The organism is Amycolatopsis coloradensis (assembly GCF_001953865.1).
Classification (GTDB): Bacteria; Actinomycetota; Actinomycetes; order Mycobacteriales; family Pseudonocardiaceae; genus Amycolatopsis; species Amycolatopsis coloradensis.
This window is the reverse complement of sequence record NZ_MQUQ01000006.1, coordinates 273,226-290,524: the sequence shown is the minus strand read 5'-3', so window position 1 is coordinate 290,524 and position 17,299 is coordinate 273,226. Positions and strand designations below refer to the sequence as shown.

The following is a 17,299-nucleotide window of genomic DNA, read 5'->3' as shown; positions in this document are numbered from 1 at the left end:
CACGTACCGCTAGGGCCGGGTCCGCCAGAGCACCAGGACGAAGTACGGCGTCCCGACCATCGCGATGACCAGACCGGCGGGGATCTGGGCGGGCGCGATGACCGTCCGCCCGAGGGTGTCCGCGACACTCACCAGCAGTCCCCCGAGCACCGCCGCCACCGGGACGACCCGGCCGTGCCGCCCGCCGACCAGCGACCGCGCCAGATGCGGCGCGACCAGCCCGACGAAGACGACCACGCCGATCGCGGACACCGCGGTGGCCGCCAGGATCCCGGACGCCGCCAGGATCACCAGCCGCGATCGCTCGATGCGCATCCCGAGCACCCGCGGGGTGTCCTCGTCGAGGGCGTGCAGGTCCAGTTCGCGGTGCTTGACCCACAACAACGGCGTCAACGCGATCAGGGACAGCGCCACCGGCGCGACCTGCTCCAGCGTGCGGCCGTAGGTCGACCCGGAAAGCCAGGTCAGCGCCTTGGCCGAGTTCCACGGGTCGGAGACCACGATCAGCAGCGTGATCAGCGCCATCCCGGCCGACCAGACCGCGATACCGATGATCACCAGCCGGTCCGAATCCAGCCCCGACCGCCAGGCCAGCCCGTAGACCAGCAGGAACACCACGGTGGCACCGACGCCGGCGGCACCCGCGATCGCCCAGGCGCCGACCGCCGGGACGAGGGTGATCAGGGTGATCGCGCCGAGCCCGGCGCCCGCGGTGATGCCGAGCAGCCCGGGTTCGGCGAGCGGGTTGCGGCTCACCGATTGGATCCCGCAGCCGGACACCGCCAGCGCGGCACCGGCGAGCAGCGCCGCCAGTACCCGCGGAAGCCGTTGGTCCAGCACGAAGGTGAGCGCGGTCCCGGTGTCGCCGGTGACCCAGTTCACCAGGTCCCCGAGCAGCACCATCCGGTCGCCGAGCAGCATGCCCACCACGGGGATGACGGCGAGCAGCACCACCAGCGCGCCGGAGATCAGCACGAGCCGTCGTTTCGACCCGGCGACCCCGACCCGGCCTGCCGGAGCCTGCCGTCGCGAGCCGCTGCCTCGGCCACGCCTGGCCAGCCACACCATCACGACGGCGCCGATGATCGTGGTCACCACACCGGTCGGCACGCGCACGGCGGCGGCCGAACCCATGATCGCCCGCAGGACGACGTCGGCGCCGAGCACCGTCACCACGCCGACCAGCCCGGACACCGGCAGCAGCACGCGGTGTTTCGCGATCGGCAGCAGCAGTTTCGTGATCACCGGCGCGCTCAGCCCGACGAACCCGACCGGTCCGGCGACGGTCACGGCCGCCGCGGTCAGCGCGACGGTCAGCACGATCGCGCCGACCCGCGTCCGGCGGACCCGGAGTCCGAGCACGGTCGCGTTGTCGTCACCGAGGGCGAGGACGTCGAGTTTGCCGCTCATCGCGATCAGCGCCACGACGGCGAGCACCACGATCGGCGTCATCTGGCCGGTCGCCCGCAGGTCGGACACGGTCAGGGAACCGCTGCCCCAGGCGAACAGGCCGGACGTCTCCTGCTCGAACAGGAGCAGCAGCAGGATGGTCACCGACTGGAGCGCCAGCAGTACCGCCGAACCGACGAGCACCAGCCGTGGACTCGCCGCACCGCCGCCTGCCAGGCCCAGCACGACGACGGCCGCGGCGAGCCCGCCCACGAACGCCGCCCCGCCCACCGGCACGAGCGGCAGCGAGAGACCGAACGCCGAAATGACCACCACGGCGAAATGCGCGCCCGCGTTGACCGCGAGCGTGTCGGGTGAGGCGAGCGGGTTCCGCGCCACGGACTGCATTCCCGCGCCCGCGACACCGAGTGCGACGCCCAGCAGCAACGCGGCGAGCAGCCGCGGGACGCGCGAACCCTCCAGTACCGCGAGGGTTTGCGCGTCCCCCTGGCCGAAGATCGCCTTCACCACGTCCAGCGGGCCGGACGTCGACGTGCCCTGTGTCAGGTGGATACCGGCGAGGACGACGATCAGCGCGACCAGTCCGGTCGACACCACCGCCGTGCGCACCGCTTGGGGCGCACGTGCTTCCTTGAGCATCAGGCGGTGATGGCCTTCACGACCTGGTCGGCGGTCAAGATGATCGACTTCGGGCCGCCGAAGGTCCACGTCCCGGACTCCAGTTTGCGGATCTTCTTCGACACCACGAACGGCAGCCGCTGGTAGACGGCGTTCTGCGCGAGCCCGGTGGTGAAGACGTCCTCTTCGGACGCGCTGTAGAACAGCACGGTCTTCGGGTCGGTGATCGCGGTCAGGCCTTCGACGTCGGTCTGGCCGAGACCCCATTGCGGGTCGACCTTGCCGGTCCAGACGTTTTCGAGGCCGACGGCCTCGGCGGTGTCGGAGACCAGCGACCCCTTGCCGAACGGGCGGATGCTGACGGTGCTGCCTTCGAGGTAGGCGTCGGCCATCAGGAACGGGGTGCCCACGGCGCCCTTGGCCTCGACGGCCTTCCTGCCTTCGGCGAGCTTGGCGTCCATTTCGGACAGTTGCGCGTCCGCCTCGGCCTCCTTGCCGACCGCCTTCGCGATCAGCTTGAAGTCCTCGCGCAGGCGATCGAAGTTGCGGGTCGCGTCGCTGGCCTTGGTGACCACGACCGGGACGTACTTCTCGATCTGCGGCACCAGGGGCGAGTCGCGCTCCTCGGCGATGATCACGACGTCGGGATTCAGCGCGACGATGGCGTCGACGCTGGGCTCGTTGCGCTTGCCGACGTCCTTGACTTCGGCGGTCAGCGGGGCGGCCTTGTCCCAGACGTTGTAGCCCGCGACGTCCGCCGCGCCGACCGGCATCACCCCGAGCGAGGCGACCATCTCGGCCTCGCCCCACTCCAGCGCCACGACGCGCTTGGCAGGCGCCTTGAGGGTGACGGCCTTGCCGCGGGCGTCGGTTACCGTGACCGGACCGCTCGCGGCGGCGGACTCGCTCGGCGCCGCGGCGGTGTTCTCGGTGGTGCCGCAGGCGGACAGCAGCAGCGCCGCCGTCGCGACGAGGGCGGCAGGGGTCAGCAAACGCATGGTTCTTCCTGGTTTTCTCAGGCGGGCCTGGGCGAATGCCGCCCGAGTGGCCTGCAGTGGATCGCGCCCGTCACCGGGTCGTTCGCGACGTGGACGGTGACGCCGTAGGCCTGGGAGAGGTGCCCGGTGGTGAGCACCTGCCCGATGTCACCCGTGGCCACGATGGTTCCCTCGCTCAGCAGCACGACCTCGTCGGCGATGATCGCCGCGTGGTCGAGGTCGTGGAGCACCACGCCGACCGCGACGCCTTCGTTGGCGAGATCACGGACGACGTCGAGGATCTCGACCTGGTAGCGCAGGTCGAGATGGTTGGTGGGCTCGTCGAGCAGCAGCACGGAGGTCTGCTGGGCGAGACAGGACGCGAGCCAGACACGCTGGAGTTCGCCGCCGGAGAGTTCGTCGACCCCTCGTTCGGCCATCAGCGTCACGCCGGTCAGGTCCATCGCGCGGCGGATCGCGGCGGCGCCGTCGACGTCGACCCCGCGCCAGCCCGAGCGGTACGGGTAGCGGCCGTAGGAGACGACGTCACGCACGGAGACCCCGCTCGGCGTGGGCCGGTGCTGGGTCAGCAACGTGACCTGGCGGGCGAACTCCTTGCCGGACAACGCGTTCGCTCCCCAGACGGTGCGGTCGCCGAGCCGGACACGGCCCTCGCGGGGCTTGTGCAGCCGCGCCAGCGAACGCAGGAGCGTCGACTTGCCGGAGCCGTTCGGCCCGACCAGCGCGGTCACCGTCCCGGCGCGCAGGGACAGGGACACGCCGTCCACCACGGCCCGCTCTTGGTGCGCGAGCACCAGGTCATGGCCGGTGAGCAGCGCGTCTTCCGTAGACATGAGGGGAGCCTAACCTAATCACGTGGTCAGGCCGATGTCGTGAGTGACACAGAGCGCGGGGTGATCGCCCGGTTACCCCAGCCGACTCGGTACCGGCGCCCTGCTCACCCCCAAGTACGTGAAGGCCCCCTTCATTGCGCTAGACGCAATGAAGGGGGCCTTCACGTACTTGGGGCTCGCCGGGATGGACCCGGGCTCCTACCAGGACGTGCGGGCGCTCGGCGCCGCCGCCTCCCGCCTGCGCTTGACCAACCGCTTCCCGACGATCCCTTGCCGCGGCCCGAACAGGTACACCAGCGTGAAGCCGGCGCCCTGCACCAGCACGATCATCCCGCCGGAGGCGGTGTCGAGGTGGTAGCTCAGGTACAGCCCGATCATCCCGGCGAGCACCGAGAACGACGGTGCGATCACGAGCATGCGGCCGAACCGGTCGGTCAGCAGATACGCCGTCGCGCCCGGGATGATCAGCATCGCCACCACCAGGATCACGCCGACCACCTGCAACGCCACCACCGAGGTCAGCGCGAGCAGCCCGAGCAGCGCGGCGCCGAGCAGCCGCGGGGTGAGCCCGATGGCGTGCGCGTGCGTGGGATCGAAGGCGTACAAGGTGAAATCGCGGCGTTTGAGCACCAGCAGGGCGAGGGTGATCGCGCCGAGGATGCCGATCTGGATCAGATCCGAGGTGTCGACGCCGAGCAGGTTGCCGAAGATGATGTGGTTCAGATCGGTCTGGCTCGGCGTCACCGAGATCAGCACGAGGCCGAGCGCGAACAACGTGGTGAACACGATGCCGATCGCGGCGTCCTCCTTGACGCGGCTGGTGTCGCGGACGACGCCGATCAGTGCCACGGCGAGGAAACCGAACACGACGGCGCCCAGCGCGAACGGCGCGCCGACGATGTAGGCGAGCACGACACCGGGCAGCACCGCGTGCGAGACGGCGTCACCCATCAGCGACCAGCCGATCAGCACCAGCCAGCAGGAAAGCACCGCGCAGACCGTCGAAGCGACCACTGTGGACGCGAGCGCCCGCACCATGAAGTCATAGGAGAGCGGTTCGAGCAACAGGTCGTAGAAGCTCACGCGGGTTCCTCTTCCCGTCGCAGGACATCGAGCCCGAAGGCCAGCGCGAGGTTTTCGGGCCGCAGCACCTCGCCGGGGGAGCCGTGCGCGAGCACCTTGCGCATCAGCAGGATCGCCTCGTCGGCGAGGCCGGGCAGGGCGTGCAGATCGTGGGTCGAGATCAGGACGGCGGCGCCGTCGGCCGCGAGTTCCTTGAGCAGCCGGGTGATCGTGGCTTCGGAACGCTTGTCGACACCGGCGAACGGCTCGTCCAGCAGCAGCACGCGCGCGCCTTGCGCGATGCCACGCGCGACGAACGCGCGTTTGCGCTGCCCGCCGGACAACTGCCCGATCTGGCGGCCGGCGAGTTCGGTCAGTTCGACCCGCTCCAGCGCCTGCTCGACGGCTTCGTGGTCGGCGCGGCGCGGACGCCGGGTGAATCCGAGACGTCCGTAGCGGCCGGTCATCACGACGTCCCGCACGGACAGCGGGAACGACCAGTCGACGTCTTCGCTCTGCGGCACGTAGCCGATCACGCCGGTCTTGCGGGCGCGGGCTGGCGTGCCGCCGTCGACCGTGACCGTGCCGCTGTCCGGGCGGACCATGCCCATGACCGTCTTGAACAGCGTCGACTTGCCGGAGCCGTTCATTCCGACCAGACCGCAGACGCGGCCGTGTTCGAGCGTGACGTCGACACCGTCGAGGGCCAGGACTTCACCGTAGTGGACGGTGACGTCCTCGACGCGGATCGCGGCGGTCACGGCTTCGCCCCGGTGAGCGCGGCCACGATCGTCTTCGAGTCGTGGCGGATGAGGTCGAGGTAGGTCGGCACCGGGCCTTCGGGACCGGACAGGGAATCGACGTAGAGGACGCCGCCGAACGCGGCGCCGGTCGCGGAGACGACCTGGCGCATCGGGGCGTCGGAGACGGTCGACTCGCAGAACACCGCGGGGACCTTGTTCTCCTTGACGAATCCGATGGCGCGGGTGATCTGCTGCGGCGTCGCCTGCTGTTCGGCGTTGACCGCCCAGATGTACTGCTCGGTGAGACCGGTGTCGCGTGCCAGGTAGGAGAAGGCGCCTTCGCAGGTGACGAGCGCGCGTTCGTTCTTCGGCAACCCGCTCAGCGCACCGGTCATCTCGTCCTGGACGGCCTGCAGTTTCGCCTTGTAGGCGTCACCGTTCGCCTTGAACGTGGCCGCGTCGCCGGAGGAGACCTCGCTGAACGCCTTCACCATGTTGTCCACGTAGATCCCGACGTTCTTCGGCGACATCCACGCGTGCGGGTTCGGCTTGCCCTTGTAGGAGTCTTCGCCGATGGCGATGGGCTCGACGCCTTCGCTGACCACCTTGTGCGGCGCGTCGCTCTCGGAGACGAACCGCGCGAACCAGGCCTCCAGGTTCAGCCCGTTGTCGAGGATCAAGTCCGCCTTCGCGGCCTTCTTGATGTCGTCCGGAGTGGGCTCGTAGCCGTGGATCTCCGCGCCGGGTTTGGTGATCGACTCGACCCGGAGCTTGTCGCCCGCGACGTTCGAGGCGATGTCCGCCAGCACCGTGAACGTGGTCAGCACCACCGGACGTTTGTCGTCGCCGCTCGCTTCGTTGCCCGCGCCACCGCACGCGGACAGGACGAGCGCGGACGCCGCCAGCGCGCAGACGGTCTTGAACGGATTCGCCATCTCCTGAGTCTAGAGTTCGGCGCACCGAACTTCCAACTCACGTGTGCCTCAAATCTCGGTGGGGGTCCGGTTCTTCTCTTTCACCGTTTCCAGCAGGAGCTGGGAGACGTCGCGCACGGTGACGTTCTCGCCACGCTGCTCGCTCTGCCGCTGGACGAGGCCGTCGTTCAGCATCACGCGGCAGAACGGGCAGCCGGTGACGATCGTTTCGGCGTCCGTGCCGAGCGCCTCGTCGACGCGTTCGAGGTTGATGCGCTTGCCGATCTGCTCCTCCATCCACATCCGCGCGCCACCGGCGCCGCAGCACAGCGAGCGGTCGGCGTGCCGGGGCATCTCGCTGAGCGTGGCACCGGTCGCGCCGACGAGTTCGCGCGGCGGCTCGTAGATCTTGTTGTGGCGGCCGAGATAACACGGGTCGTGGTAGGTCGCCGGGCCGGCGTCGACAGGTTTGACCGGGGTCAGCTTCTTGGCACGGACCAGGCGGTTCAGCAGTTGCGTGTGGTGCAGGACCTCGTAGTGCCCGTCGAGTTGCGGGTACTCGCGGCCGAGCGTGTTGAGACAGTGCGGGCAGGTGGTGACGATCTTGCGCGTGCCGGGTTCGCGGCCCTCGAACACCGCGTTCAGCGTCTCGACGGTCTGCTGCGCGAGCATCTGGAAGAGGAACTCGTTGCCGGAGCGGCGGGCAGGGTCGCCGGTGCAGGACTCGTCGGTGCCGAGGATCGTGTACTCGACCCCGGCCAGGTGCAGCAGTTCCGCGGTGGCGCGGACCGTCTTGCGGGCGTTGTCGTCGAACGCGCCCGCGCAGCCGACCCAGTAGACGTACTCCACGTCGTCGGCGAGTTCGCCGTCGAAGATCGGTACCTCGAAGCCGAGGTCCTTGGTCCAGGCGAGGCGGTCGGAATTGTTCTGGCCCCAGGGATTTCCCTTGGTCTCGAGGTTTTTGAACAGGACGCCGAGTTCGCTCGGGAAGGCTGACTCGATCATCACCTGGTAGCGGCGCATGTCGACGATGTGATCGACGTGCTCGATGTCCACCGGGCACTGCTCGACGCACGCCCCGCAGGAGGTGCATGACCAGAGGACGTCCGGATCGATGACGCCGTTGTCCTCCTTGGTGCCGACGAGCGGACGCTCCTCGGGGGCCTCCTTGCCGTCCAGGATGTACGGCGCCTTCTCGAAGAGGTGGTCCCGCAGATCCATGATCACCAGCTTGGGGGACAACGGCTTCCCGGTGTTCCACGCCGGGCACTGCGACTGGCAACGGCCGCATTCGGTGCAGGTGGCGAAGTCGAGCATGCCCTTCCAGGTGAAGTCTTCGATCTTGCCGCGGCCGAAGGTGTCGTCCTCGCCGGGATCCTCGAAGTCGATCGGCTTGCCTGCCGACTCCATCGGCAGCAGCGGGCCGAGTGCGTCCGGGAGCCGTTTGGCGGTGACGTTGACCGGCGCCAGAAAGATGTGCAAGTGCTTGGAATAGAGCACGATCGACAGGAACGCCAGCATCACGCCGATGTGCAGCAGCAGCCCGACGGTCTCCAGCGGCTCGGTGACCGAGGCGCCCAGCGGTTCCAGGAGTTCGCCCACGCCAAGGGAAACCCACGCGCCCGACTCGTACGGGAAGACACCGACCGCCGCCGACGCGCCCCGGAAGAGGAACATCGTCCAGATCACGTTGAAGATCATGAACAGGATCAACCAGGCGCCGCCGGTGTGCGAGCCGAAGAACCGCGATGCGCGTTCCTTGCGTTCCGGCGCCTGGCGGATCCGGATGATCGCGAAGACCACGAGCGAGGCGACCACCGCGACCGCGATGAAGTCCTGGAGGAAGCCCAGCACCGCCCAGTGCCCGATGAGCGGGATGTGGAAGTCGTGGTCGAACAGGGCGCCGTACGCCTCGACGTACACCGAGCCGAGGATCACGAAGCCCCAGAACGTGAACAGATGCGCGAGCCCGGGGACGGACCACTTCAGCAGCTTGCGCTGCCCGAACACTTCGGCCAGGTGCGTCTTCGCGCGGACGGCCATGACGTCCGAGCGTTTTTCGTCCGGCTGGCCGGACCGGATCAGGCGGTAGAGCCAGGCGGCGCGGCGGGCGGCGAAACCGAGTCCGACGACCGTGATGAGCAGACCGAGGATGAGACGAACGAGCACGAGTCCTCCGGGGGAGAATCGGCTCAGTGAGAGCCGGTGTAGTACCGGCACGCCTTGCAGGCGTACCGCATTTTGGCCACTCGCCACCGTTTTCGGTAGGTTTCGAGGTGCCCCGGCCGTGGTGGGTGCACGCCGAGTCTCCGGTGACGGCGGATCCGCCGCCCCGTTTCGAAGAGTTCGGTCGCCAGTCCGAGATAGGCGCGTCTGAGCGCGACACCCGGCTCCGCGGCGAGATTGTCCCGGCAGAACCGGTGCAGCAAAGCCAGATCCGGAAGGCCGGGGGTGGTCGCGCCGGGGAGGTGCTCGACGACGCCGAGGCCGGGATGCCCCGCGGGCACCGAGAATCGCGCAGGTAGTCCACAATGGACACAAATGAGCGTGCAACTCAGGCATCGGGTGACATGGCGGATTCGCCGTTCGCGTCGATCCTCGTCGATCGTTTCGCGAACGTGCCACCCCATGGAGCCTCCCAAGACCGTGGTGTGTCCTGTGTCACTCTCAATACTGGAGAGTAGGGCCCGCTTCGACGGCGCGACAGGTCCAACCGGATGGCTTCGAAGCCGCCGGTCGGCGTAACACTCCGCAGCCGCTTGAGTCTCGTGTGCGGTGGGTCGCGGAACCCTCCCTGACCACACCACCCGCACCGGGCATGTCGCGAAAGCCACTTTCGGGACATCAGATGTCCCGAAAGTGGCTTTCGCGACGCCCGGCGGGGCCGGACCCGGCCGGTCCCCCGCGTCGCCCTCCCTTTCGCAAGTAGTCGACTACTTGCGGCGGTGAGTGTCCTCCCATCCCGCAACTAGAGGACTACTTGCGGCGGTGAGTGCGCTCCCTTCCGCAAGTAGTCGACTACTTGCGGCGGTGAGGGTCCTCCCATCCCGCAACTAGAGGACTACTTGCACCGGGGGTGGCCGGGCCCCCGCACGCTTCCGCACACCGTGACCCACTCGTAGCCGAAAACGGCCCGGCGAGCGTCACGCGCTGGTTATAGTCCTGACTCGGGGTAATGGGGGAAGGAACGACGGCGATGGGCGGGTTCGTCACCGCGGCTCTGGGGTTTCCGGCCGTGCTCTTCAGCTTCCTGCTGATCGTGGTGATCGGCTACTGGCTGCTGGCACTGTTCGGCGCCGTCGACACCGAAGACTTCGACGGCGGCGAAGGGCTCCTGGCGGGCTTCGGCGGGGTCCCGCTGTCCATTTCGCTCTCTTCGCTGATCGCATTCACCTGGTTCGCCAGCCTGGCAGGGACGGTTCTTCTCGATGACTTGGAGCTTTCGACACCCGCGAGGATCGGGTTCGGCGCCGGCGTGCTCGCCGTCGCACTCGTCCTCGGCACACTCGGGACGCGGGTGATCGTGGTGCCGCTGCGTCGCGTTTTCGGTCCCGCGAAAGAACCCAGCAGACGAGATTTCGTGGGTCGCGCCGCGGTCATTCGCACCTCGTCGGTGACCCATGACTTCGGCCAGGCCGAAGTCGCCGCCGCCGACGGGTCGACGGCCATTGTGGACGTTCGGCAGGCGGGGCAAGGCAACCTAACCGCGGGGAGCCGCGTAGTTCTCTATGACTACGACTCCGAAGGCGAGTTCTTCTGGGTCGAGTCCTTGGACATCTGAAGCAGAAAAGGAACACTATGGGTGCCATCAGCGTGGGGGCCGGCGTTCTGATCGCCGTGATAGTTGTCATCCTCCTGGTCTTGCTCTTCACGATCACCAGGTTGTTCAAGAAGGTGCCGCAGGGGAAGGCACTGATCATCTCGAAGGTCCGCAGGGTGGACGTCACGTTCACCGGCGCGATCGTCCTTCCGGTGCTGCACAAGGCCGAGATCATGGACACCTCGGTCAAGGCGATGGAGATCACCCGCACCGGCCGTGAAGGCCTGATCTGCCGGGACAACATCCGCGCCGACATCCGGATCTCGTTCTTCGTCCGGGTCAACAAGACCGTCGAGGACGTGATCAAGGTCGCGCAGGCGATCGGCACCGAACGCGCGAGCCACGAGGCGACGCTCCAGGAACTGTTCAACGCCAAGTTCTCCGAGGCGTTGAAAACCGTCGGAAAGCAGCTCGACTTCGTGGATCTCTACACGAAACGCCACGAGTTCCGCGACCAGATCATCCGCGTCATCGGCACCGACCTCAACGGCTACAGCCTCGAAGACGCGGCCATCGACTACCTCGAGCAGACGCCGATGGCGCAGCTCGATTCCGCGAACATCCTCGACGCGCAGGGTATCCGCAAGATCACCGAGCTGACCGCGATCGAGCACGTGCGCACCAACGAGTTCCGCCGCAGCGAGGAGAAAGAGATCACCCGCCAGAACGTGGACGCCCGGGAGGCGATCCTCGAACTGGAGCGGCGGCAGGCCGACGCGGAGATCAAGCAGAACCGCGAGGTCGAGACCATGCGGGCCCGCGAAGAGGCCGAGATCGCCAAGGTGCAGGCGGAGGAGCGGCTCAAGTCGCAGGCCGCGGGGCTGCGCACCGACGAGCAGCTCGGCATCCAGCACCAGAACCAGCAGCGTGAGATCGAGGTCGCGGGCAAGAACCGCGAACGCGTCATCGCCATCGAGAGCGAGCGCATCGAAAAGGACCGGTTGCTCGAGGTCATCGGCCGCGAACGCGAGACCGAACTGTCCCGTATCGCCAAGGACAAGGAAGTCGAGACCGAGAAGCGGTCCATCGCCGAGGTGATCCGGGAGCGGATCGCGGTCGAGAAGACCGTGGCGGAGCAGGAAGAGAACATCAAGAAGCTCCGCGTCGTCGAAGAGGCGGAGCGTCAGCGCTCGGCCATCATCATCCGGGCCGAGGCGGAAGCGCAGGAAAACCTCGTCAAGGACATCAAGGCCGCGGAAGCCGCCGAGGTGGCGTCGAAGCACAAGGCGCGCGAGGAACTGACGCTGGCCGAAGCGCGTCAGCAGGCCGCCGAACTGGACACCCGCGCGAGGATCCGCCTGGCGGAAGGCATCCAGGCCGAGGAGGCCGCCATCGGGCTGGCCGCGGCGCAGGTCAAGGAACGTGACGCCGACGCGCTGGAGAAGGTCGGCCGCGCCGAGGCGATCGTCGAACGCGAAAAGGCGATCGTGCTCGCCGACGGGATGCGCGACAAGCTCAAGGGCGAGGCCGAAGGTCTCACCGAGAAGGCCGCCGCGATGGCCGCGCTCGACACCGCCAGCCGCCAGCACGAGGAGTACCGCCTGCGCCTGGAGGCGGAGAAGGAGATCCGGCTCGCCGCGCTCACCGTGCAGCGTGAGGTCGCCGAGGCACAGGCCACGGTTCTCGGCATCGGGCTGGAGAAGGCCGACATCGACATCGTCGGCGGTGAGACCATGTTCTTCGAGAAGGTGATCGGCTCGATCGGGCTCGGCAAGAGCGTGGACGGGTTCGTGGAGCACTCGGACGTCGTCCAGACGCTCGGGAAGTCGTGGCTCGACGGTTCGGGCAGCTTCACCGACGACCTGACGAAGATGCTCGGCGCGGTGGGCACCGAGGACGTGAAGAACCTGACGCTCTCGGCCTTCCTGACCAAGCAGTTGCAGGCGGGCGGCCCGGACAGCGACAAGCTGCGTGAGCTGATGTCCGTGGCGCAGCGGCTCGGCCTGGCCGAGACGTCGGTCGCCGCCCTCGCCCCCGCGAAGCAGTGACGGCGACCGAACCGGCGGCAGGATCCGAGCTGGACGCGGGCACCTACGAGGTGCTCCGCGTCCGGCTCGCCGCACAGGCCGCCGAGCTGGCGAAACGCGCGGACGAACTCAACACGGCACGGCTGGGTGTCTTCGGCAGCGCGCAACTCGCGCTGATCGGCACGGAACGGATCCGCACCGCGAACAACTGCGTGCCGCGGGACGTCGTGTCGGTCGGCGGGCGGATGTTGTTCGGCTACAACGTCTTCATCGGGCTCAAACCCGAGACGACGGTCGACGACGTCTTCTCGGTGCATGGGTTCAGTCACGACGAAGAGGCCTTCCGCTTCGACGACGTGCCCGCCGAAGAGTTGCCGGGGCTGCTGCGCGACGAGCGGTTCGTCCGTGATTTCGCCGAGCTGTACCGGTACTACCGGCAGGCGAAGCTGCTGCAACTGCGGCGGGTCGAGGGCAAACTGCTCGCGGTGTTCCAGATCGGTCCGCGGACCGAGGACATCCGGGTGCTGCGCTGGGGTATCGCCGCCGACGGCACGGTGTCCTATGTGGACAGCAGGGGCGAACGCGACCACGTCTTCCCGCCGTCGCACGACTTCGAATGGATCGAGACCAGTCGTGAGCAGCACGTTCTCGGACGGCACCCGCATATCTCGATCGAGGACGAGGTGTTCGTCGAGACCGTCGGCGGCAACCTGACGATCAAGGTCGAGAACAACACCGAAAGCGGCGAGGGCGTCTACTCCGAGCCGGTCGCCGAGCCGTTGCAAAGCCTGGTCGACGCCGAGGTCTCCTACGCCAGGATCGGTCCGCTGGTCCTGCTGCGGGTGCTGCCGTACAAGGAGACCGAGCACCGGTACCTGGTGTTCAACACCCGCACGCGGGACGTGGTGCGCCTCGACGGGATCGGGCAGGCGTGCCAGCGGCTGCCCGAGGACCACGGGATCATCTTCCCTGGCGGCTACTACCTCGACACCGGTGTCAGCAAGACGTTCGACACCACCGTGGACGGTCTCGAATTCGAGCGCGTGATCCGCTCGCCCAACGGGGAGGACGTGCTCTACGTCTTCCACGCGCGGGCCGAGGGGCGCTCGCTTCTCCTGCCGTACAACGTGATCCGCAAAGAGGTCTCGAATCCGATCCCGTGCCACGGGTATTCGCTGTTCGACGACGGCACGATGGTGCTGTTCCGGGCGATGTCCGACGAGCCGAGCCGGGTGCACCCGATGCAGGTGTGGCGGACGCCGTTCCAGTCGGACACCTATGCCGCGTCGCAGCCGGCCGGGACGGGCCCGCTGGAGCGGGTCGGCAACGCGGATCTGGTCCGCGGGATCTCCGACTGCCTCTCGATCGGCCGGATGATCGAGGACATGGCGCCGTCGGTGGCCGTGTTCGAGGCCTTGATCGCGGCTTGCGCAAGGGTTTTCGATCACTACCACTGGCTCGGCGAAGCCGAACTCGGCGATCTGCGGTCGCCGTTGTCGGACGTCCGGGTCACCGCCGAGCAGGTGCTCGACGAGTTCGAAACGGTCACCTCGCTCACCACGCAGGCGGCCGAAGCCGTCGAAGAGGCGGCCGCCGAAACCGCTTCGCTCGTGCGGAGGGTGCGGGGCGAGGCGCTCGACGCCGCCGACGCGTGGGTGCGCAGGCTCGCCGAAATGCACCGCGCGCGGGGACACCTCGTCACCGTGCGGGAACTGCGGTATGTCGACACCGGTCGCGTGGACAAGCTGATCGCGGACCTCGACACGGAGTTCGGCGAGGCCGCTCAGCGCGCAGTCCGGTTCCTTCAGGGCGAAGACGCGTTCACGAGCTACCACGCCGAGGTCGACGGGCTGATCGAGGCCGCGGGCGCCATCGCGACCGTCGCGGAGGCGGTCCCGGTCGCGGAAAGACTCGATGAGCAGTCCGGTGGCCTCGAAGTCCTCACCGACGTCGTCGGCGGGCTGGAGATCGCGGACGCCGTGGTGCGGACGAAGATCCTCGAACGCGTCGGCGAGGTCATCGGCGGGGTCAACCGCGCCAGGGCCACCCTCGAAGCGCGGCGCAAGGAACTGCTGGAGACCGAGGGCCGGGCGGAGTTCGCGGCCGAGTTCGCGTTGCTGGCGCAGGCCATCACCGGTGGGCTCGCGGTCGCGGACACTCCGGACCGTTGTGACGAACAGCTCGGCAGATTGCTGCTACAGCTGGAAAACCTCGAATCGCGGTTCGGCGAGTTCGACGACTTCCTGGTTTCGCTCGGCGAGAAGCGCACGGACGTCTACGAGGCGTTCTCCTCGCGCAAGCAGGCACTGCTCGACGAGCGGGCACGCCGCGCGGACAGGCTGGTCGACTCGGCCGAGCGGATCCTCACGAGCGTGACCCGGCGGGTCGGCACGCTCGGTTCGGTCGATGAGATCAACACTTATTTCGCCTCCGATCCGATGGTCGCGAAGCTGCGCAGCGTCGTCGCCGAACTGCGCGACCTCGGTGACCAGGTGCGGGCCGAAGAACTCGAAGGCCGGGTCAAGGCCGCCCGCCAGGAAGCGGGCCGCGCGCTGCGCGACCGGCTCGACCTGTACGGCGAGGGCGGGGAGACGATTCGCCTCGGCCGCAACACCTTCGCGGTCAACACCCAGGACATCGACCTCACCCTGGTGCCGCACGACGGCGGGATGAAGTTCGCGATCACCGGGACCGACTATCGGTCACCCGTGCGGGACGAGTCGTTCGAAGCGACACGGCCGTACTGGGACCAGTTGCTGGTCTCGGAGTCGCCCGAGGTTTATCGCGCCGAGTACCTGGCGACGTCGATCCTGCTCGAAAAGCCGGAACTGCCGGAGACCGATCTGCTCGAGGTCGTCCGGCCCGCCGCGGGGGACCGGTACGACGAGGGCTACGCGCGCGGTGTGCACGACCACGATGCCGCCGCGATCCTGTCCGCGTTGCTGCGGCTGCGTTCCGGGGCCGGGTTGCTGCGGTATCCGCCTGCCGCGAGGGCGGCCGCTCAGCTGTTCTGGGCGTTCGGCGCGGAAGAATCGGCGAAGTCCGCGTGGACGACACGTGCGGCGTCGCTCGCGCGGGTGCGGGAGGCGTTCGGGCACACCACGGCGATCGACGCGCTGGCGCGGGAGTTCGCCGAAGCGATGGCCGGGTTCAGCGAATCGTCCGGGCTCGCGCTGGACCTCGAATTCGCCGGTGAGTACCTGTTGGAGGAACTGGCCGACGCTTCGCCGGGGTTCGTCACCAGCGGCGGCGCGCGGGCCTTGCTCGACAAGTTCCGGCTTGACAGGCGCAGCTTCGCCGAAGACCTGCGCGCACTCGAAGACCTCGCCGACCGTCACCAGCTCGCCGAAGCCTGGCTGAGGTCCTTTGTGGACTCAGCGGGCTTGCCTGCCGACGAACTGGCGGAAGCCGTCGCGATCGAACTGGCCGACCTGCCCCGCTACGATTCGTCGGCGGAGCTTTCGGCCACTGTGGACGGTCTGCTTGGTTCGCATCCGCGGATCGTCAACCGGTCACTGACCCTGCGGCTCGACGAGACGCTGGCCAGGACTGGGCGATTCCGGCGTGACCGGGTGCCGGGTTTCCGGGCCTACCAGCGGAAGCGCAACGAACTGGTGGCGGCCGAGCGGGACAGGCTGAGGCTGACGGAGTACAAACCGAAGGTGATGAGCGCCTTCGTGCGCAACAGGCTGCTCGACGAGGTCTATCTGCCGTTGATCGGCGACAATCTCGCCAAGCAGCTCGGGGCGACCGGCGATGCCCGGCGCACCGACCAGTCCGGCCTGCTGCTGCTCATCTCGCCGCCCGGGTACGGCAAGACGACGCTCATGGAGTACGTCGCGAGCCGTCTCGGCTTGGTGTTCGTCAAGGTGAACGGGCCGGCGCTCGGGCACGACGTCACGTCGGTGGATCCGGCGGACGCGCCCAACGCGACCGCGCGGCAGGAGGTCGAAAAGATCTCGTTCGCGCTGGAGCAGGGCAACAACGTGCTGCTGTACCTGGACGACATCCAGCACACGTCACCGGAGCTGTTGCAGAAGTTCATCTCGCTGTGCGACGCGCAGCGGCGGATGGAAGGCGTGTGGGAAGGCCGGACGCGGACCTATGACCTGCGCGGCAAGCGGTTCGCGGTCTGCATGGCCGGTAACCCGTACACCGAGCAGGGCAAGCGGTTCCGGATCCCGGACATGCTCGCCAACCGTGCCGACGTGTGGAACCTCGGCGATGTCCTGTCGGGTAAGGAAGGCCTGTTCGCGCTGAGCTACGTCGAGAACTCGCTCACCGCGAACACCGTGCTGGCACCACTGGTCTCCCGCGAACGGTCCGATGTGGACATCCTGGTGCGACTGGCCCGCGGCGACGGCGCCGTCCGGGCGGATCAGCTGAAGCACGCGTACTCGGCGACCGAACTGGAGCAGATCCTCGCTGTACTGCGGAAACTGATCCGGATTCAGCGGATCGTGCTGAAGAACAACCAGGCCTACATCGCTTCGGCGGCGCAGGCGGACGCGTCCCGGGTCGAACCGCCGTTCCAGTTGCAGGGTTCGTACCGGAACATGAACAAACTCGCGGGCCGGATCGTGCCCGCGATGAACGACGCCGAATTGGAAGCCCTGATCGACGACCACTACGCCGGTGAAGCGCAGACGCTGACCTCGGGCGCCGAGGCCAACCTGCTCAAGCTGGCGGAATTGCGTGGACGGCTGAGTGACGAACAGGCGCAACGGTGGGCCGACGTGAAGGCGGCCTATCTGCGGGCGCAGGCGCTCGGCGGGGACGACGAGGACCCGATGAGCCGGGCGGTCGGCGCGGTGGGCCTGCTGGCGGACCGGGTCGGTGCGGTGGAAGCGGCCATCGAGCGGGCTTCGGAACGGATGGTCGTGCGCGAAGTGATGTGAGGCCGGATCTCGTGAGTGGCAAGGTTTTTGTCATTC

11 protein-coding genes are annotated in these 17,299 nt (G+C 68.0%); 3 read left to right on the top strand and 8 right to left on the bottom strand.

Translation table 11 applies throughout. The features are described 5' to 3' along the window. Positions 1 to 9 precede the first annotated feature (9 nt). The 8 genes from BS329_RS14690 to BS329_RS14655 form a co-directional block, all read right to left on the bottom strand. Positions 10 to 2,049 (bottom strand): iron ABC transporter permease, encoded by a 2,040-nt coding sequence (locus BS329_RS14690; protein ID WP_076160807.1) that lies wholly within the window; start codon positions 2,047 to 2,049, stop codon positions 10 to 12. Then, positions 2,049 to 3,026 (bottom strand): ABC transporter substrate-binding protein, encoded by a 978-nt coding sequence (locus tag BS329_RS14685; protein WP_076160804.1) that lies wholly within the window; start codon positions 3,024 to 3,026, stop codon positions 2,049 to 2,051. The genes BS329_RS14690 and BS329_RS14685 overlap by 1 nt, the downstream gene beginning before the upstream one ends. Positions 3,027 to 3,043: 17 nt before the next feature. Then, entirely contained in the window at positions 3,044 to 3,859 is an 816-nt protein-coding gene (locus BS329_RS14680) for an ABC transporter ATP-binding protein (protein WP_076160802.1), read from the bottom strand. Positions 3,860 to 4,057: 198 nt separating this feature from the next. Next, positions 4,058 to 4,942 carry a metal ABC transporter permease gene (locus BS329_RS14675; protein ID WP_076160799.1) on the bottom strand — a complete coding sequence of 295 codons (885 nt, stop codon included), beginning with the start codon at positions 4,940 to 4,942 and terminating at the stop codon, positions 4,058 to 4,060. After that, entirely contained in the window at positions 4,939 to 5,682 is a 744-nt protein-coding gene (locus BS329_RS14670; RefSeq protein ID WP_076160796.1) for a metal ABC transporter ATP-binding protein, read from the bottom strand. The genes BS329_RS14675 and BS329_RS14670 overlap by 4 nt, the downstream gene beginning before the upstream one ends. Beyond that, complete coding sequence (locus BS329_RS14665) at positions 5,679 to 6,599, bottom strand: metal ABC transporter substrate-binding protein (RefSeq protein WP_076160794.1); 921 nt, start codon at positions 6,597 to 6,599, stop codon at positions 5,679 to 5,681. The genes BS329_RS14670 and BS329_RS14665 overlap by 4 nt, the downstream gene beginning before the upstream one ends. Before the next feature lie 48 nt (positions 6,600 to 6,647). Continuing rightward, complete coding sequence (locus tag BS329_RS14660; RefSeq protein ID WP_076160792.1) at positions 6,648 to 8,747, bottom strand: (Fe-S)-binding protein; 2,100 nt, start codon at positions 8,745 to 8,747, stop codon at positions 6,648 to 6,650. Positions 8,748 to 8,770: 23 nt separating this feature from the next. Continuing rightward, positions 8,771 to 9,085, bottom strand: coding sequence for a hypothetical protein (locus tag BS329_RS14655; protein ID WP_244197158.1), 315 nt, complete (start codon positions 9,083 to 9,085; stop codon positions 8,771 to 8,773). 668 nt (positions 9,086 to 9,753) lie between these two features. On the opposite strand from BS329_RS14655, the gene BS329_RS14650 reads away from it, so the two are divergent. The 3 genes from BS329_RS14650 to BS329_RS14640 all read left to right on the top strand — a co-directional run bounded on the left by BS329_RS14650 (position 9,754) and on the right by BS329_RS14640 (position 17,263). Continuing rightward, positions 9,754 to 10,359, top strand: coding sequence for a hypothetical protein (locus BS329_RS14650; protein WP_244197157.1), 606 nt, complete (start codon positions 9,754 to 9,756; stop codon positions 10,357 to 10,359). Between the two features lie 80 nt (positions 10,360 to 10,439). Continuing rightward, entirely contained in the window at positions 10,440 to 12,386 is a 1,947-nt protein-coding gene (locus BS329_RS14645) for a flotillin family protein (RefSeq protein ID WP_244197156.1), read from the top strand. Next, positions 12,383 to 17,263, top strand: coding sequence for a DNA repair ATPase (locus tag BS329_RS14640; protein ID WP_076160781.1), 4,881 nt, complete (start codon positions 12,383 to 12,385; stop codon positions 17,261 to 17,263). Before BS329_RS14645 ends, BS329_RS14640 begins: the two co-directional genes overlap by 4 nt. Positions 17,264 to 17,299 lie beyond the last annotated feature (36 nt).

Excerpts from the sequence above, each read along its gene's own strand:
- BS329_RS14680 (WP_076160802.1), bottom strand. The coding sequence starts at position 3,859 with ATGTCTACGGAAGACGCGCTGCTCACCGGCCATGACCTGGTGCTCGCG.
- BS329_RS14685 (WP_076160804.1), bottom strand. The coding sequence starts at position 3,026 with ATGCGTTTGCTGACCCCTGCCGCCCTCGTCGCGACGGCGGCGCTGCTG.
- BS329_RS14690 (WP_076160807.1), bottom strand. The coding sequence starts at position 2,049 with ATGCTCAAGGAAGCACGTGCGCCCCAAGCGGTGCGCACGGCGGTGGTG.
- BS329_RS14665 (WP_076160794.1), bottom strand. The coding sequence starts at position 6,599 with ATGGCGAATCCGTTCAAGACCGTCTGCGCGCTGGCGGCGTCCGCGCTC.
- BS329_RS14650 (WP_244197157.1), top strand. The coding sequence starts at position 9,754 with ATGGGGGAAGGAACGACGGCGATGGGCGGGTTCGTCACCGCGGCTCTG.